Raw genomic sequence first — 14,524 nt, 5'->3', positions numbered from 1 at the left:
AGAAGCTCCGGGACGCACGGCGCGGGGGAAGCGGGGGTCAGAGCTCGGGCCCGTCCCCGGGCTCCTCCTGGTACGAGTACCGCTGTTCCTTCCAGGGGTCGCCGATGTTGTGGTAGCCGCGCTCCTCCCAGAAGCCGCGGCGGTCGGCGGTCATGTACTCCACGCCACGGACCCACTTGGGCCCCTTCCAGGCGTACAGATGCGGGACGACCAGGCGGAGCGGGAAGCCGTGCTCCGCGGTGAGCAGTTCGCCGTCCTTGTGGGTGGCGAAGATCGCGCGCTCGGAGGCGAAGTCGGCCAGGCGCAGATTGGAGCTGAAGCCGTACTCCGCCCACACCATCACATGGGTGACGGCCGGCGCCGGCGGGGCGATCTCCAGGATCGTCCGGGCCGGAATGCCGCCCCACTCCGCGCCGAGCATGCTGAACTTCGTGACGCAGTGCAGATCGGCGAGGACGGTCTTGTACGGCAGGGCCGTGAACTCCTCGTGGGTCCAGCAGTGCTTCTCGCCGTCGGCGGTGGCCCCGAACACCCTGAACTCCCAGCGTTCGGGCCGGAACTTGGGGACCGGTCCGTAGTGCGTGACAGGCCAGCCGCGCTGCACCCGCTGTCCCGGCGGAAGCTCGGAGTGTGCTGCTGCTCCACCTTCGCGCTCCACCGGCTGACCCATGACTCCATCCTGACAGACCTGGGGCAGTGCACCTGACCACACCCCTGCTCAATTCGCCGCATAACGGACTAAGCATGCCCTAACTTACTAAGTGAAGACTTACTGGACGATCTTCGCTGCCGGTGCAATCATGCGGCGCAACCTGCCAGTTCCCCCGCGTGGAAGGAGCCTCTGCGATGCAGGGCGACCCCGAGGTCCTCGAATTCCTGAACGAGCAGCTGACCGGCGAGCTGACGGCGATCAACCAGTACTGGCTGCACTACCGGATCCAGGACAACAAAGGCTGGACGAAGCTCGCCAAGTACACGCGTGAAGAGTCCATCGATGAGATGAAGCACGCGGACAAGATCACCGAGCGCATTCTCATGCTGGACGGCCTGCCCAATTACCAGCGCCTGTTCCATGTGCGGGTCGGCCAGACGGTCACCGAGATGTTCCAGGCCGACCGGCAGGTCGAGGTCGAGGCGATCGACCGCCTCAAGCGGGGTATCGACGTGATGCGCACCAAGGGCGACATCACGTCCGCGAACCTCTTCGAGTCGATCCTCGAGGACGAGGAGCACCACATCGACTACCTGGACACCCAGCTGGAGCTCATCGACAAGCTGGGTGAGGCGCTGTACATCGCGCAGCAGATCGAGCAGCCGAGCTAGGCGGCCTCGTCCAGGTCCTCCAGCTCGGAGAGCACCGGCTGACCGCGCTCGACCAGCTCCCGGCGCGGGCACGCGCCCCTGCCCAGGAGCGCCTGGATACGGCGTACGCACGATCCGCAGTCGGTGCCGGCCTTGCAGGCCGAGGCCACCTGGCGGGGAGTGCAGGCACCGTCCGCCGCGTGCTTCTTGACCTGCTGCTCGGTGATGCCGAAGCAACTGCAGACGTACACGCGGTTCACCTCCCGGCGGGATCGAAGTCGTGCCATCCCCTTGATCGGTGAGGCTAACCTAACCTTACCCGCCGCACAGGAGCCATAAAAGTGGGGTGGGGCCCGGATCGTATGTGATCCGCGCCCCACCCCACCTGCGTGTAACAACCGAACCTGTTACTGGTCCCTGTACATCTCGGCGACGAGGAACGCCAGGTCCAGCGACTGGCTGCGGTTCAGGCGCGGGTCGCAGGCCGTCTCGTAGCGCTGGTGCAGATCGTCGACGAAGATCTCGTCGCCACCGCCCACGCACTCGGTGACGTCGTCGCCGGTGAGCTCGACGTGGATGCCGCCCGGGTGGGTGCCGAGGGCCTTGTGGACCTCGAAGAAGCCCTTGACCTCGTCGAGCACGTCGTCGAAGCGACGGGTCTTGTGACCGGAGGCCGCCTCGAAGGTGTTGCCGTGCATCGGGTCGGTCACCCAGGCCACGGTCGCGCCGGAGGCGGTGACCTTCTCGACCAGCTCGGGGAGCTTGTCGCGGACCTTGTCGGCGCCCATGCGGACGATGAAGGTCAGCCGGCCCGGCTCACGCTCGGGGTCCAGGCGCTCGATGTACTGCAGCGCCTCCTCGGCCGTCGTCGTCGGGCCGAGCTTGATGCCGATCGGGTTGCGGATCTTCGAGGCGAACTCGATGTGCGCGTGGTCCAGCTGCCGGGTGCGCTCGCCGATCCACACCATGTGCGCGGAGACGTCGTACAGCTTGCCGGTGCGGGAGTCGACCCTGGTCAGCGCCGACTCGTAGTCGAGCAGCAGCGCCTCGTGCGAGGAGTAGAACTCGACGGTCTTGAACTCCTCCGGGTCGGCCCCGCAGGCGTGCATGAAGTTCAGCGCGTTGTCGATCTCGCGCGCCAGCTGCTCGTAGCGCTGACCGGACGGGGACGACTTCACGAAGTCCTGGTTCCAGGCGTGCACCTGGCGCAGGTCGGCGTAACCGCCGGTGGTGAAGGCGCGCACCAGGTTGAGCGTGGAGGCGGACGCGTTGTACATCCGCTTCAGGCGCTCGGGGTCCGGGACGCGGGCGGCCTCGGTGAAGTCGAAGCCGTTGACGGAGTCGCCGCGGTAGGTCGGCAGGGTCACGCCGTCGCGGGTCTCGGTCGGCTTCGAGCGCGGCTTGGAGTACTGGCCGGCGATCCGGCCGACCTTCACGACCGGCACCGAGGCGGCGTACGTCAGCACGGCGCCCATCTGGAGCAGGGTCTTGAGCTTGTTGCGGATCTGGTCCGCGGACACCGCGTCGAAGGCCTCGGCGCAGTCGCCGCCCTGGAGGAGGAACGCCTCTCCCTTGGCGACGGCCGCCATCCGGGCGCGCAGCTGGTCGCACTCGCCCGCGAAGACGAGCGGCGGATACGACTCGAGGTCCGCAACGACTGCGCGCAGAGCCTCAAGGTCGGGGTACTCGGGCTGCTGCGCCGCGGGCAGGTCTCGCCAGGTGTTGCCAGCACTCGCGCTGGTCTTAGCGTTCACGGTCACGCACTCAACATTACGGGGTCGTGTCGGGCGTCCTGCCCCATGACCAGCAATTGAGACACGGGGTACACGACTCGGACATGGGGTAGGGTGCCTGGCATGTTCGCGCACTCGACCCAGAACTGGTGGTGGACCGCTCATCCGGCGGCCCACTGATCGCGCGTACGACAGACTTCGCGAAGGCCGCCCGAGGGGCGGCCTTCGGCGTTTCCGGGGTCCGTTCCTCTCCCACCGAAATCCCACGGAGAAGGAGCACGGACCCATGAACCTGCTCGGCTTGCTGGACGATCCCCGCCCGTTCGCCCTGCTGCGCCGCCGCACCCCGGGCCAGGACCACGAGACGGTCGAGGTCCTGATCGGCCCGGTCGCCACGTACGACCGCCTGGCCGACCTTCCCGACGAGGGCCTGGCCCTCGTCCCCTTCCGGCAGATCCGCGAGCGCGGCTTCGACGTCCGCGACGACGGCACACCGCTGACGGTGCTGACCCCCGAGGAGACCTACGGCATCCCGCTCGCCGACGCGCTGGAGCAGCTCCCGTGCCACGCCGTGCGGGTCGAGGGCGGTGGCTTCGACGTCGGCGACGAGGAGTACGGCGAGATCGTCGGGCGTGTGCTGCGCGAGGAGATCGGGCGCGGCGAGGGCGCGAACTTCGTGATCCGGCGGACGTACGAGGGACAGATCCCCGGGTTCGGACGGGCCGACGCGCTGGCGCTGTTCCGGCGGCTGCTGGAGGGCGAGCGGGGCGCGTACTGGACCTTCGTCGTGCACACCGGGGAGCGGACGCTGGTCGGGGCGAGCCCCGAGGTGCACGTGCGGATGTCCGGCGGGACCGTCGTCATGAACCCGATCAGCGGGACGTACCGCTACCCCGCCGAGGGCCCCACCCCCGAGCATCTGCTCGACTTCCTCGCCGACGGCAAGGAGATCGAGGAGCTGTCGATGGTCGTCGACGAGGAGCTCAAGATGATGTGCACGGTCGGCGACATGGGCGGGGTCGTGGTCGGCCCCCGGCTGAAGGAGATGGCGCACCTCGCGCACACCGAGTACGAGCTGCGCGGGAAGTCCTCGCTGGATGTGCGGGAGGTCCTGAAGGAGACCATGTTCGCGGCGACGGTCACCGGCTCGCCGGTGCAGAACGCCTGCCGGGTGATCGAGCGGCACGAGGTCGGAGGGCGCGGCTACTACGCCGGGGCACTGGCCCTCATCGGCCGGGACTCGGGCGGGGCCCAGACCCTGGACTCCCCCATCCTCATCCGCACCGCCGACATCGACGCGGCGGGCGGGCTGCGGGTGCCGGTCGGCGCGACGCTCGTGCGCGGCTCGGACCCGGCGAGCGAGGTCGCGGAGACCCACGCGAAGGCGGCGGGCGTCCTGGCGGCTCTCGGGGTACGGCCGTCCCGGCCTCGCGCGGAGCACGCGCGCGTGCGTCTCGCCGACGACCCGCGCGTGCGTGCCGCCCTCGACGGGCGCCGGGCCTCGCTGGCCCCGTTCTGGCTGCGGATGCAGGAGCGGTCCGAGGAGCTGAGCGGACACGCCCTGGTCGTCGACGGCGAGGACACCTTCACGGCGATGCTCGCGCATGTGCTGCGGTCGAGCGGGCTGGAGGTGACCGTGCGGCGCTACGACGAGGACGGGCTGCGGGAGGCCGTGCTCGCGCACGAGGGGCCGGTGGTGCTGGGCCCCGGCCCCGGTGATCCCTCCGACCTCACCGACCCCAAGATGCGCTTCCTGCGCGACCTCGCCGCCCAGGTCGTCCGCGGCCACCGGCACGGCGTGCTCGGTGTCTGCCTCGGGCACGAGCTGATCGCGGCCGAGCTCGGGCTGGAGATCGTACGGAAGGAAGTGCCGTACCAGGGCGCGCAGACGACGATCGACCTGTTCGGGCGGCCGGAGACGGTCGGTTTCTACAACAGCTTCGTGGCGCGCTGCGACGACGAGGTGGCCGAGGAGCTGTCCGCGCACGGAGTGGAGGTGAGCCGGGCCGACAACGGGGAGGTGCATGCCGTACGGGGGCCCGGCTTCGCCGGTGTGCAGTTCCACCCGGAGTCGATCCTGACGCTCGACGGGGCAGCTGTCGTACGGGAGTTGGTGGGGCAGCTGCGCAACACGACCGTATAGCCGTCCGGGGGCCGGCCCGCGGTCGGCCCCCGGACTTCCGTTGCCCGATCGGCCGAGGGATCAGCCGAAGAACACCCCGACCTCCTCGTACAGCTTCGGGTCCACCGTCTTCAGCTTCGCCGTCGCCTCCCCGATCGGGACCCGCACGATGTCCGTGCCGCGCAGGGCGACCATCTTGCCGAAGTCGCGGTCGCGCACGGCCTCGATGGCGTGCAGGCCGAAGCGGGTGGCGAGCCAGCGGTCGAAGGCGCTCGGGGTGCCGCCGCGCTGGATGTGGCCGAGGACCGTCGTACGGGCCTCCTTGCCGGTGCGCTTCTCGATCTCCTTGGCCAGCCATTCGCCGACGCCGGAGAGCCGGACGTGTCCGAAGGAGTCCAGCGACTCGTCCTTGAGGACCATGTCGCCGTCCTTCGGCATGGCGCCCTCGGCGACGACCACGATGGGTGCGTACGACGCCTTGAAGCGCGAGGTGATCCAGGCGCAGACCTGGTCGACGTCGAAACGCTGCTCGGGGATGAGGATGACGTTGGCGCCGCCGGCCAGCCCGGAGTGGATGGCGATCCAGCCGGCGTGACGGCCCATCACCTCGCAGACCAGGACGCGCATATGGGACTCGGCGGTGGTGTGCAGCCGGTCGATCGCCTCGGTCGCGATGCCGACGGCGGTGTCGAAGCCGAAGGTGTAGTCGGTGGCGGACAGGTCGTTGTCGATGGTCTTCGGCACGCCGACACAGGGCACGCCGTACTCGTCGGAGAGGCGGGCGGCGACGCCGAGGGTGTCCTCGCCGCCGATCGCGATGAGCGCCTCGACCTCCTGCTTGGCGAGGTTCTCCTTGATCCGGCGGATGCCGTCCTCCTGCTTCAGCGGGTTGGTGCGCGAGGAGCCGAGGATGGTGCCGCCGCGGGGCAGGATGCCGCGCACGGCGGGGATGTCGAGACGGACGGTGTCGTTCTCGAGCGGACCTCGCCAGCCGTCCCGGAAGCCGACGAAGTCATAGCCGTACTCCTGCACGCCCTTGCGGACGACGGCCCGGATGACGGCGTTGAGACCGGGGCAGTCGCCGCCTCCGGTCAGTACTCCGACCCGCATGGAAAAATCCCTTCGCCGCGGTTGCCTGGTGAGGCCACGCTAATGGTGAGCCAGGTCACAGCGGGATGGGTCGGAACGGCAATTCCGGTGAACTGCCGGGTGTTCGGTTTACGCGCCGTCAATCGGACGGCCGATGGATCACTCGTCGTCGAGGCCGCGCTCTATCGCGTACCGCACCAGCTCCACGCGGTTGTGCAGCTGGAGTTTGCCAAGGGTGTTCTGGACGTGGTTCTGCACCGTGCGGTGGGAGATGACCAGGCGTTCGGCGATCTGCTTGTAGCTCAGGCCCTTGGCGACGAGCCGCAGCACCTCGGTCTCGCGCTCGGTGAGCTGCGGGGCCCCCGGCTGGTCGGCGTCCGGGGCGGCGGGTCCCGGGTCGGAGGCCAGGCGGCGGTACTCGCCGAGGACCAGTCCGGCCAGACCCGGGGTGAACACCGGGTCGCCGACGGCCGTACGGCGCACCGCTTCGAGGAGTTCCTCCGTGGAGGCCGACTTCAGCAGATAGCCGGTGGCGCCCGACTTCACGGCCTCCAGCACGTCGGCGTGCTCGCCGCTCGCGGACAGGACCAGGACGCGGAGCGCGGGGTTGTGGGCGACCAGTTCCTTGCAGACCTGGACGCCGGGCTTGGCCGGCAGGTTGAGGTCGAGCACGAGGACGTCGGGGGCGGTGGCCTTGGCGCGGCGTACGGCCTGGTCGCCGTCGCCCGCCGTGGCGACCACGTCGAGGCCGGACTCGGCCAGGTCGCGGGCGACCGCGTCGCGCCACATGGGGTGGTCGTCGACCACCATGACCTTGATCGGGTTCTGCTGTGCGTCCTGCCCGTTCGCGGTGTCCGTCATCGGTGTCCCGCCTTCCCCCGTGAAGCGCTGTCGGCCTTCGGTACTTTCAGTTCCACTTCGGTGCCCTGGCCCGGCACCGAGATCAGCTCGGCGCTGCCGCCGAGGTCCCGCAGCCGTCCCCGGATCGACAGGGCGACACCGAGCCGCCCCTCGCCCTCGGCCTGCGCGAGCCGGCCCTCGGGGATGCCGGGGCCGTCGTCCCGCACGGTGACGATCACCTCGTCGGGCTCGTCCTCGACGAGGATCCACGCGCGCGCGTGCTCTCCCGCGTGCTTGCGGACGTTGTCCAGGGCGGCCCCCACGGCCGCGGCCAGCTCCCGCGCGGCGGCCGGGGCCAGCGTCACGGGCGCGCCCGGCTCGGCGAGGCTGACCTTCGCGCCGGCGTAGGGGGCGAGCAGCGCACGCAGATCGACGGGGCCGGTGGAGTCGTCCGGCTCCTCGACGGCCCGTACGACGGCGCCCTCGGCGCTGTCCTCCGACACGCGGGAGACGGGCACAAGACCGCCCGAGACCAGCGTGCGCAGCGCGACCTCCTGCTCACCGGCCATCCGGCCCAGCTCGGCCGCCTCACCGCCGATGACGGCGCCACGCCGCTGCACCATCGCCAGCACCTGGAGCACGCTGTCGTGGATGTCCCGCGCGAGCCGCTCCCGCTCCCGGGTCGCGGCCTCGATCTCCAGGGCGCGGGCGAGGGTGCGCTCGGAGGCGCGGGCGACCTCGACCACGTAGCCGATGGCGATGGAGGCGATCCAGACGAGCAGCACCATGTGGACGGTGTCGCGGGTCGGTACGCCGGAGCGGTGGACCAGGTTGGCGGCGGCGACCAGCGTGGAGGCGAAGGCGGCCCAGCGCCAGCCGCCCTTGATGGCGAACGCGAGCACGGCGCCCGCGGTCCATATCGACGGCAGCGTCGGGGCCCCGGCGTCGATCCGCGCGGGTGTCTCGGCGAGCCGGGTGAGCAGGATGCCGGCCAGGGCGACGGTGAGGTCGACGGCGAGGAAGCGCTTGGTGCAGCTCGCGGCGTTCGCGACCCGGGGCAGGGTGGCCAGGGTCCACACGGCCAGTACGGCGTAGTAGGCGACGGCCACCCAGGGGCGGGCGATCTCGTCGTAGGCGCTGACGAAGAGCCCGATGGCGTACACCATGGTCAGCACCCGGTAGCCGGCGAGCGCGCGCCACAGCGGCTGCTCGACCGACATCCTCATGACCCGCTCGCGCTTGGCCATTCCCCCACCCCCCGATTCCGAGTCGCCCGCCCAGACTGCCCTGTCCGGGCCCCCCGGCCGCTCCCCGTCCGCCTACTTCGGCTTCTTCGCCTGTTCCTTCTTCGACTGTTCCTTCTCGGCCTTCGCGGCATCCGCGATCTGCCGCTTGGCGGCGGTCGCGTACATGTCGACGTACTCCTGGCCGGAGAGCTTCATGATCTCGTACATGACCTCGTCGGTCAGCGCGCGGAGCACGAAGCGGTCGTGCTCCATGCCCTGGTACCGGCTGAAGTCCAGGGGCTCGCCGATCCGGATGCCGGGCCGCATGAGCTTGGGCATGACCTGGCCCGGCGGCTGGATCTTCTCGGTGTCGATCATGGCGACCGGGATGACCGGCGCTCCGGTGGCGAGCGCCACGCGCGCGAGGCCGCCGGGCTTGCCCCGGTAGAGCCGCCCGTCGGGCGAGCGCGTGCCCTCCGGGTAGATGCCGAACAGCTCACCGCGCTCCAGCACCTCTATGCCGCTCTTGATGGCCGCCTCGCCCGCCCCGCGCGCCCCGGAGCGGTCCACGGGCAGCTGGCCGACGCCCTTGAAGAACGCGGCCGTCATCCGGCCTTTGACGCCGGGTGTCGTGAAGTACTCGGCCTTCGCGATGAAGGTCACCTTGCGGTCGAGGACCGCGGGCAGGAAGAACGAGTCGGAAAACGACAGGTGGTTGCTCGCGAGGATCGCGGCGCCCTCGGCCGGAATGTTCTCCAGGCCCTCCACCCAGGGCCTGAAGGCGACCTTCAACGGTCCCCCGATGGCCACCTTCATCGCGCCGTACAACAACCGAGTGCCTCCTGTGTCTGTCGATCAGACCTTAACCCGGAGCACTGTCAATGCGGCCGACGGCCCTGGTCGGTGTCAGTGCGGTCGCGTACGGTGAACCACACCTGGCCCTTCTCACGAACAGGAGACCGCAAGGTGCCGGTCCTTCCCGGAGCCGAGCCGTACCGCCGCGAGGGCGGGGAGACCGGAGTTCTCCTCTGTCACGGCTTCACCGGTTCCCCTCAGTCGCTGCGCCCCTGGGCGGCGTATCTCGCCGAGCGGGGGCACACCGTCTCGCTGCCGCTGCTGCCGGGCCACGGCACACGCTGGGAGGACATGCGGCTCACCGGCTGGCAGGACTGGTACGCCGAGGTGGACCGCGAGCTGCGCAATCTGCGCGACCGCTGCACCCGGGTCTTCGTGGGCGGCCTCTCCATGGGCGCCACCCTGGCCCTGCGGCTCGCCGCCAAGCACGGGGAGGGCGTGGCCGGCGTGCTGGTCGTCAACCCGGCGAACAAGGTGCACGGCCTGTCCGCGTACACCCTGCCGGTGTCCCGCCACCTCGTCCGCACGGCACCGGGGATCGTGGGCGACATCGCCAAGGAGGGCGCCGTCGAGATCGGCTACGACCGGGTGCCGCTGCACGCGGCCCACTCGCTGCGCAACTTCTTCCGGCTGGCCGACGGCGAGTTGCCGCAGGTCACCCAGCCCCTGCTGCTTCTGCGCAGCGCCCAGGACCACACGGTGCCGGCGGCGGACTCGGCCCGGATCCTGAGTCGGGTGTCGTCCACGGACGTAACGGAGATCGTGCTGGAACAGAGCTATCACGTGGCGACGTTGGACCATGACGCGGACCGGATCTTCGAGCAGAGCATCGGCTTCATCGACCGGCTCGCTACCGGCGTCGGCAGAGAAGGGACGACTGCACGTGGCTGAGCACGATTCCGACCGCGAGAGGCGTGAGGACCGCGACGATCGCGAGCCGGAAGAGCAGCACGTCCCGTTCGACGAGGACGCTGCCTGGGCCGCGATCGTCGCCGGGTACGGCGAGGAGCCGCCGGACCCGCCGGGCTCGAAGCCGTTCAAGTCGGTGGAGGACCTGGCGCTGCTGGAGTCCGACACGAACGACGGGACGAACGGCGGCACGAGCGACGGGACGGACGCGGACCGCAAGCCCGAGAAGCCCGAGAAAGGGGAGAAGGGGGAGAAGGGGGAGAACGGCGCGAAGGCCAGGCAGGCCGACGAGCCCACGGGCGACCGGGAGGACAAGCCGGTCAAGCCGCTGGGCAGCTCCGTCTCCTTCGCCCCCGGCGTCGGCCCGCGCGACTACAGCGTGCCCGAGCCGTCCGAGGACGACTTCGACGCGGACGACGAGGGTCACTTCGTCCCGCCGGAGCCGCCGCCGCTGCCCGCCGCCGACGCGACCGCGAAGTTCGCCTGGCTCGGCGTGATCGGCGGGCCGGTCCTGCTGCTGCTCGCCGTCCTGCTCGGCTGGGAGATGACGTGGTGGCTGGCGACGCTGGGCATCGGCGGGTTCCTGGGCGGGTTCGCCACGCTGGTGATGCGGATGAAGACGGACGACGAGGACGACGACGATCCCGGGCGGGGCGCGGTCGTCTAGGAGCCGTCCAGGAAGGTCCGGGACGCTCTAGGACGCCGGTACTTTGAGGGCGGCCAGGACCGGAAGGTGGTCCGTGGCCGCCCTCAGGTCCGCCTCCGTCACACCGGGGTGTCCCACGGGCACACCGCAGCCGAGCACCTCGATGCCCTTGGTGGCGAAGATCGCGTCGATGCGCTGGTGGGGGTCGGCCGGGGTCGAGGTGTACTCGACGCCCCAGGGCGCGGTGGCCCAGCAGTCCTGGAGGGCGTCGGCCATACGGCGGAAGGTGGGGCCGGCGGGGCGTTCGTTCAGATCGCCGCCCGCGACGGCGTGCTCCACGCCCATCCCGGCGAGCCGGTCGAGCAGCATGCCGCCCTGCTCGTGGCGCTCGTCCTTCTGCAGCGAGAGATGGCAGCTGAGGACGCCGAGGCGGGCGGCGCCGAAACGGACCACTGCGGTGGCGAAGCCGCGTCGGTGGAGGCCGGGGGTGAGGGGGAGGAGTACGTCCTCCGTGCGTTCGACCGTGGCCCGCAGGTTGCACAGGACGGCGGGTCCTGCCGCCGTGGCGCCGCCGGTGAGGATGACGAGGTTCGCTGCGCGGGCCAGGCGGGAGAGTTTCTTGCGCCAGCGGAAGAAGCGGGGGGCTTCCTGGATGAGGACCAGGTCGGGGTCGCAGGCGGTGATGACGCGGGCGAGGGCGTCGGTGTCGTCGCGCATGGAGCGGATGTTGTAGCTCAGTACGCGGATGAGGGCTGAACCGTCGGGGTCTGTGCGGGACTCTGGGAGCAGCGCCATGTGGATCAATGTACGCCCAATGGCTCGGGGCGCGAGGATCGTTGGCGACTGCCGGTGCGTTGTGGCTGGTCGCGCAGTTCCCCGCGCCCCTGAGGGCGTGGCAGCCGCCGTAAGTCGAAAGGCGAGGGACTTACATGATCGGGTCCGGCTCGCGGGCCAGGTCTGCCGCGCCCACCAGGCCCGCCTTGTTGCCCAGCTGGGCGGCGATGACGTCGGCGACCGGGCGCCAGTTGCCGCCTACGAGCCAGCGCTTGTAGGACTTGCGGATGGGGTCGAGGACCAGTTCGCCCTCGTCGGAGAGGCCGCCGCCGACGATGAAGGCGGACGGGTCGAAGAGGGAGGCCAGGTCGGCGAGGCCGGCGCCGGCCCAGCGGGCGAGCTCGCGGTAGGAGTCGACGGCGACCGGGTCGCCCTGGCGGGCGGCCATGGAGATGTGCTTGCCCTCGATGCCCTCGGGGCTGCCGTCGCCGAGGCCGAGCAGGATCTCGGCGTTCTCCGGGGTGGCGTTGGCGCGCTGCTTGGCGTATCTGACCAGGGCGCGGCCGGAGGCGTACTGCTCCCAGCAGCCCTGCGAGCCGCAGCCGCACAGCAGGCCGTCCGGGACCATGCGGATGTGCCCGAACTCGGCGGCCACGCCGTAGTGCCCGCGGCGCAGCTTGTTGCCGATGATGATGCCGCCGCCGAGACCGGTGCCCAGGGTGATGCAGATGACGTTGCGGTGGCCCTTGCCGGCACCGAACTTGTACTCGCCCCACGCGGCCGCGTTGGCGTCGTTCTCCACGACGACCGGGAGGCCGACGCGGGCCTCGACCTTCTCCTTCAACGGCTCGTTGCGCCAGTCGATGTTCGGGGCGAAGTACACCTCCGAGCGCTGGCGGTTGACGTAACCGGCCGCACCGATACCCACGCCGACGATCTCGTGCCCGGCGCGCGCGCCCTCCACCGCGGAGGCGATGGCGTCCACGATCCCCTCGGGCGTGCCCGGGGTCGGCACCTTGTGGGTCGAGAGGATGTTGCCTTCCTCGTCGACCACGCCGGCCGCGATCTTCGTGCCGCCGATGTCGACGCCGATGGTGAGTCCCATGAATCCCTCAGTTTCGGTCGAGCCCCGCTACGGCCAACCGTACCCGAGGCCCTGCCGTCGGGGCCCCGTCGTCCGCCCGGCGGACAGGCTCGGCCGACGGCTCCGGATCCGGGGGAATCAGTCCAGGTCGATGCGTTCTCCGGGGCCGGTGTCGTCGCCCCGGTCGGGGCGGTCCGGGCGCTCGTCCAGGTCGTGCCCGCCGGTCTCCCGGGTGGTCCAGCGTCGTTCCTGGGACTGGACGGCGGAGCGGTAGGCGGCGAGGAGTTCGCCGCCGGCCGCCGCGAGGTGGTCGAAGACGTCCGGGTTGCGCTCTATGACGGGCTCGACGGCCGCCTTGGCCTGCTCCACGACCTGCTTGACGACCTGCTGGGCGGCGGGTCCGGCGACCGCGCCGAGCAGCGGGGACTGGAGGGTGGACAGCTTGTCCGCGACGGCGTCGACGAGCTTGCGCAGTTCCTCTGCGGCGGCGCCCGGCTGCGGACCGTACTCGGCGCGGCGGCGCGCCTTCTCCTGTGCGAGGTCCTCGGCGCACGCCGTCGCCCAGGCGTCGGCGTCGGTCGCCCGTGCCTCGTCGATCGCCTCGTGCTCGGCGGCGTCGGACGGGGGGAGCTCTTCGCTCATGACGGACTCCTGACTACGGTTCGTCTCTACGACGTTACCCGAACGGGCGTACCTGCTTCACCGTGCGCCCGGCCAGAGACCGGGATCCGGCACGAACCGGATCCGCAGCTCGCCCTCACGCAGTCCGGCCCCGTCCACCCGGCACCGGCGCAGCGCGGACGGCAGCGGCACGATACGCCGGAACTGCCCGGCGGTGACGACGAGTTCGTCGCCGCGCCGGATGAGGTCGAGTTCGTCGCGTACGGCGCCGGGCAGCGGGATGTGCCAGACGAGGACGCCGTCCTCGGCGAGGCGGTCGGTGACGGGCCACTCGACCGTGGACGACGTGTCGTTGACGGCGGGCACGGCGAGATCGTCGAGGTCGTGGGCGCCGCGCGGGTCCCGGCCGAGGTGGGCGACGCCGTGGACGTGGTGGCCGTCCTCCCGCCACTCCTCCAGGGTCTTGCGCTGCTGGGCGATGGGCGCGGCGAGCCAGCTGCCGGGCACCGCCTCCGCCTCCGGCAGGACGCGGTTGGCGACCAGCAGGTCGGGGCGCAGACCGCGCAGGGCGAGGGCGAGGCGGGTGGCCCGTACGGCGTCGGCGCCGCCCGGTCCGGGCTCGGCGACCAGCCGTACGACGGTGTTCCGGTCGGCGACGACGGCCTCGACGGCGGCGAGGTCGAGGTCCCAGCGGGCCCCGGTCTCGTACAGCCACTCCGCGGGCATCGGGACTCCGGCCAGCCGCCCCAGCACGGGTCGCAGCGCGCGGGCCGCCTGCCGTTCGGGCGGGAGCAGTCGGCGCAGGTAGCGGCGCAGTTCCTCGGGGAGGGAGAGCAGGGCGAGGGCGTGCGGGGTGGCCGGCAGGTCGACGACGAGGAGGTCGTGTGCCTCGGCCAGCGCGGCGTCCCGCAGGGCCCGCAGCAGCGCGAGTTCCTCGGCGCCGGGCAGCGGGGTGACCTCTTCCGGGTCGAGCCGGGAGGCGCCGAGCAGGTCGAGGGCGGAGGCCGCGCGCTCCTGGAAGGCGGCGAGGTCGTCCCGGAAGCCGGTGGCGGCGTCGGGGCGCCAGGCGGTGAGGTGCGCCGCGACCTCGGTCGGGGCCGGTCCCGTGCTCGTGCCGAGTGCCGCGCCCAGGGTGTCGGTGCGGTCGGCGCTGAGGACGAGGGTGCGGGTGCCCTCGCGGGCGGCGGCGAGCGCGGTGGCGGCCGCGACGGTGGTACGGCCGCTGCCGCCGGGGCCGGTGATCAGGATGGTGCGCATGGGGGTGAACCGTAACGGACGCTGCGGTTCAGGCCGGTTGGGAGGTGCGCGGCGTGGGGGCTGGGG

At 71.1% G+C, this 14,524-nt stretch carries 16 protein-coding genes; 5 read left to right on the top strand and 11 right to left on the bottom strand.

Annotated elements, in window-relative coordinates; translation table 11 throughout:
- Positions 1 to 37: 37 nt before the first annotated feature.
- Positions 38 to 670: a sulfite oxidase-like oxidoreductase gene (locus L0P92_RS23410; protein WP_062718982.1), complete on the bottom strand. Its 633-nt coding sequence runs from the start codon at positions 668 to 670 to the stop codon at positions 38 to 40.
- 176 nt (positions 671 to 846) lie between these two features.
- On the opposite strand from L0P92_RS23410, the gene bfr reads away from it, so the two are divergent.
- Entirely contained in the window at positions 847 to 1,323 is a 477-nt protein-coding gene (bfr, locus tag L0P92_RS23405) for a bacterioferritin (RefSeq protein ID WP_234764797.1), read from the top strand.
- On the opposite strand, the gene L0P92_RS23400 is transcribed toward bfr, so the two are convergent.
- Together L0P92_RS23400 and L0P92_RS23395 are read right to left on the bottom strand one after the other, a co-directional pair.
- Complete coding sequence (locus L0P92_RS23400; protein WP_234764796.1) at positions 1,320 to 1,589, bottom strand: (2Fe-2S)-binding protein; 270 nt, start codon at positions 1,587 to 1,589, stop codon at positions 1,320 to 1,322. The genes bfr and L0P92_RS23400 overlap by 4 nt on opposite strands.
- A 120-nt stretch (positions 1,590 to 1,709) precedes the next feature.
- On the bottom strand, positions 1,710 to 3,062 hold the full coding sequence (locus tag L0P92_RS23395; protein ID WP_234764795.1) for a class II 3-deoxy-7-phosphoheptulonate synthase: 1,353 nt from the start codon (positions 3,060 to 3,062) through the stop codon (positions 1,710 to 1,712).
- Between the two features lie 96 nt (positions 3,063 to 3,158).
- Between L0P92_RS23395 and L0P92_RS45750 the strand changes: the two genes are divergently transcribed.
- Both L0P92_RS45750 and L0P92_RS23390 read left to right on the top strand, forming a co-directional pair.
- Positions 3,159 to 3,215, top strand: a complete 57-nt coding sequence (locus L0P92_RS45750; RefSeq protein ID WP_071528813.1) for a trp operon leader peptide — start codon at positions 3,159 to 3,161, stop codon at positions 3,213 to 3,215.
- A gap of 106 nt (positions 3,216 to 3,321) precedes the next feature.
- Positions 3,322 to 5,178, top strand: coding sequence for an anthranilate synthase family protein (locus tag L0P92_RS23390; protein WP_234764794.1), 1,857 nt, complete (start codon positions 3,322 to 3,324; stop codon positions 5,176 to 5,178).
- Between the two features lie 60 nt (positions 5,179 to 5,238).
- On the opposite strand, the gene L0P92_RS23385 is transcribed toward L0P92_RS23390, so the two are convergent.
- The 4 genes from L0P92_RS23385 to L0P92_RS23370 all read right to left on the bottom strand — a co-directional run bounded on the left by L0P92_RS23385 (position 5,239) and on the right by L0P92_RS23370 (position 9,140).
- Positions 5,239 to 6,267 (bottom strand): 6-phosphofructokinase, encoded by a 1,029-nt coding sequence (locus L0P92_RS23385; RefSeq protein WP_234764793.1) that lies wholly within the window; start codon positions 6,265 to 6,267, stop codon positions 5,239 to 5,241.
- Between the two features lie 138 nt (positions 6,268 to 6,405).
- On the bottom strand, positions 6,406 to 7,107 hold the full coding sequence (locus tag L0P92_RS23380) for a response regulator (RefSeq protein WP_234764792.1): 702 nt from the start codon (positions 7,105 to 7,107) through the stop codon (positions 6,406 to 6,408).
- A complete protein-coding gene (gene macS / locus L0P92_RS23375) occupies positions 7,104 to 8,333 on the bottom strand; it encodes a MacS family sensor histidine kinase (RefSeq protein ID WP_234764791.1) in 1,230 nt (409 codons plus the stop codon). Before macS ends, L0P92_RS23380 begins: the two co-directional genes overlap by 4 nt.
- A 72-nt stretch (positions 8,334 to 8,405) precedes the next feature.
- Positions 8,406 to 9,140: a lysophospholipid acyltransferase family protein gene (locus L0P92_RS23370; protein WP_234764810.1), complete on the bottom strand. Its 735-nt coding sequence runs from the start codon at positions 9,138 to 9,140 to the stop codon at positions 8,406 to 8,408.
- A 138-nt stretch (positions 9,141 to 9,278) separates the two neighbouring features.
- On the opposite strand from L0P92_RS23370, the gene L0P92_RS23365 reads away from it, so the two are divergent.
- Both L0P92_RS23365 and L0P92_RS23360 read left to right on the top strand, forming a co-directional pair.
- On the top strand, positions 9,279 to 10,058 hold the full coding sequence (locus tag L0P92_RS23365; protein WP_234764790.1) for an alpha/beta hydrolase: 780 nt from the start codon (positions 9,279 to 9,281) through the stop codon (positions 10,056 to 10,058).
- Positions 10,051 to 10,743 carry a hypothetical protein gene (locus L0P92_RS23360; RefSeq protein WP_234764789.1) on the top strand — a complete coding sequence of 231 codons (693 nt, stop codon included), beginning with the start codon at positions 10,051 to 10,053 and terminating at the stop codon, positions 10,741 to 10,743. Before L0P92_RS23365 ends, L0P92_RS23360 begins: the two co-directional genes overlap by 8 nt.
- A 27-nt stretch (positions 10,744 to 10,770) precedes the next feature.
- Here L0P92_RS23360 and L0P92_RS23355 read toward each other — a convergent pair whose 3' ends face one another.
- The 4 genes from L0P92_RS23355 to L0P92_RS23340 all read right to left on the bottom strand — a co-directional run bounded on the left by L0P92_RS23355 (position 10,771) and on the right by L0P92_RS23340 (position 14,458).
- Positions 10,771 to 11,517, bottom strand: coding sequence for an endonuclease/exonuclease/phosphatase family protein (locus L0P92_RS23355; RefSeq protein WP_234764788.1), 747 nt, complete (start codon positions 11,515 to 11,517; stop codon positions 10,771 to 10,773).
- A gap of 130 nt (positions 11,518 to 11,647) precedes the next feature.
- Positions 11,648 to 12,601: an ROK family glucokinase gene (locus L0P92_RS23350; RefSeq protein WP_234764787.1), complete on the bottom strand. Its 954-nt coding sequence runs from the start codon at positions 12,599 to 12,601 to the stop codon at positions 11,648 to 11,650.
- A gap of 117 nt (positions 12,602 to 12,718) precedes the next feature.
- Positions 12,719 to 13,222: a DUF5304 domain-containing protein gene (locus tag L0P92_RS23345; protein ID WP_234764786.1), complete on the bottom strand. Its 504-nt coding sequence runs from the start codon at positions 13,220 to 13,222 to the stop codon at positions 12,719 to 12,721.
- A gap of 57 nt (positions 13,223 to 13,279) precedes the next feature.
- Positions 13,280 to 14,458, bottom strand: a complete 1,179-nt coding sequence (locus L0P92_RS23340; RefSeq protein ID WP_234764785.1) for an ArsA family ATPase — start codon at positions 14,456 to 14,458, stop codon at positions 13,280 to 13,282.
- Positions 14,459 to 14,524: the final 66 nt, after the last annotated feature.

The sequence above is a fragment of the Streptomyces muensis genome, assembly GCF_021474425.1.
Classification (GTDB): Bacteria; Actinomycetota; Actinomycetes; order Streptomycetales; family Streptomycetaceae; genus Streptomyces; species Streptomyces muensis.
Note: the sequence above shows the minus strand (reverse complement) of the source record. Positions and strands in the feature narration are given on the sequence as shown.

Bases quoted from the DNA above. Each gene is read 5' to 3' on its own strand.
- L0P92_RS23410 (WP_062718982.1), bottom strand. From the start codon at position 670: ATGGGTCAGCCGGTGGAGCGCGAAGGTGGAGCAGCAGCACACTCCGAG.
- bfr (WP_234764797.1), top strand. From the start codon at position 847: ATGCAGGGCGACCCCGAGGTCCTCGAATTCCTGAACGAGCAGCTGACC.
- L0P92_RS23400 (WP_234764796.1), bottom strand. From the start codon at position 1,589: ATGGCACGACTTCGATCCCGCCGGGAGGTGAACCGCGTGTACGTCTGC.
- L0P92_RS23390 (WP_234764794.1), top strand. From the start codon at position 3,322: ATGAACCTGCTCGGCTTGCTGGACGATCCCCGCCCGTTCGCCCTGCTG.
- L0P92_RS23385 (WP_234764793.1), bottom strand. From the start codon at position 6,267: ATGCGGGTCGGAGTACTGACCGGAGGCGGCGACTGCCCCGGTCTCAAC.
- L0P92_RS23380 (WP_234764792.1), bottom strand. From the start codon at position 7,107: ATGACGGACACCGCGAACGGGCAGGACGCACAGCAGAACCCGATCAAG.
- macS (WP_234764791.1), bottom strand. From the start codon at position 8,333: ATGGCCAAGCGCGAGCGGGTCATGAGGATGTCGGTCGAGCAGCCGCTG.
- L0P92_RS23355 (WP_234764788.1), bottom strand. From the start codon at position 11,517: ATGGCGCTGCTCCCAGAGTCCCGCACAGACCCCGACGGTTCAGCCCTC.
- L0P92_RS23350 (WP_234764787.1), bottom strand. From the start codon at position 12,601: ATGGGACTCACCATCGGCGTCGACATCGGCGGCACGAAGATCGCGGCC.
- L0P92_RS23345 (WP_234764786.1), bottom strand. From the start codon at position 13,222: ATGAGCGAAGAGCTCCCCCCGTCCGACGCCGCCGAGCACGAGGCGATC.
- L0P92_RS23340 (WP_234764785.1), bottom strand. From the start codon at position 14,458: ATGCGCACCATCCTGATCACCGGCCCCGGCGGCAGCGGCCGTACCACC.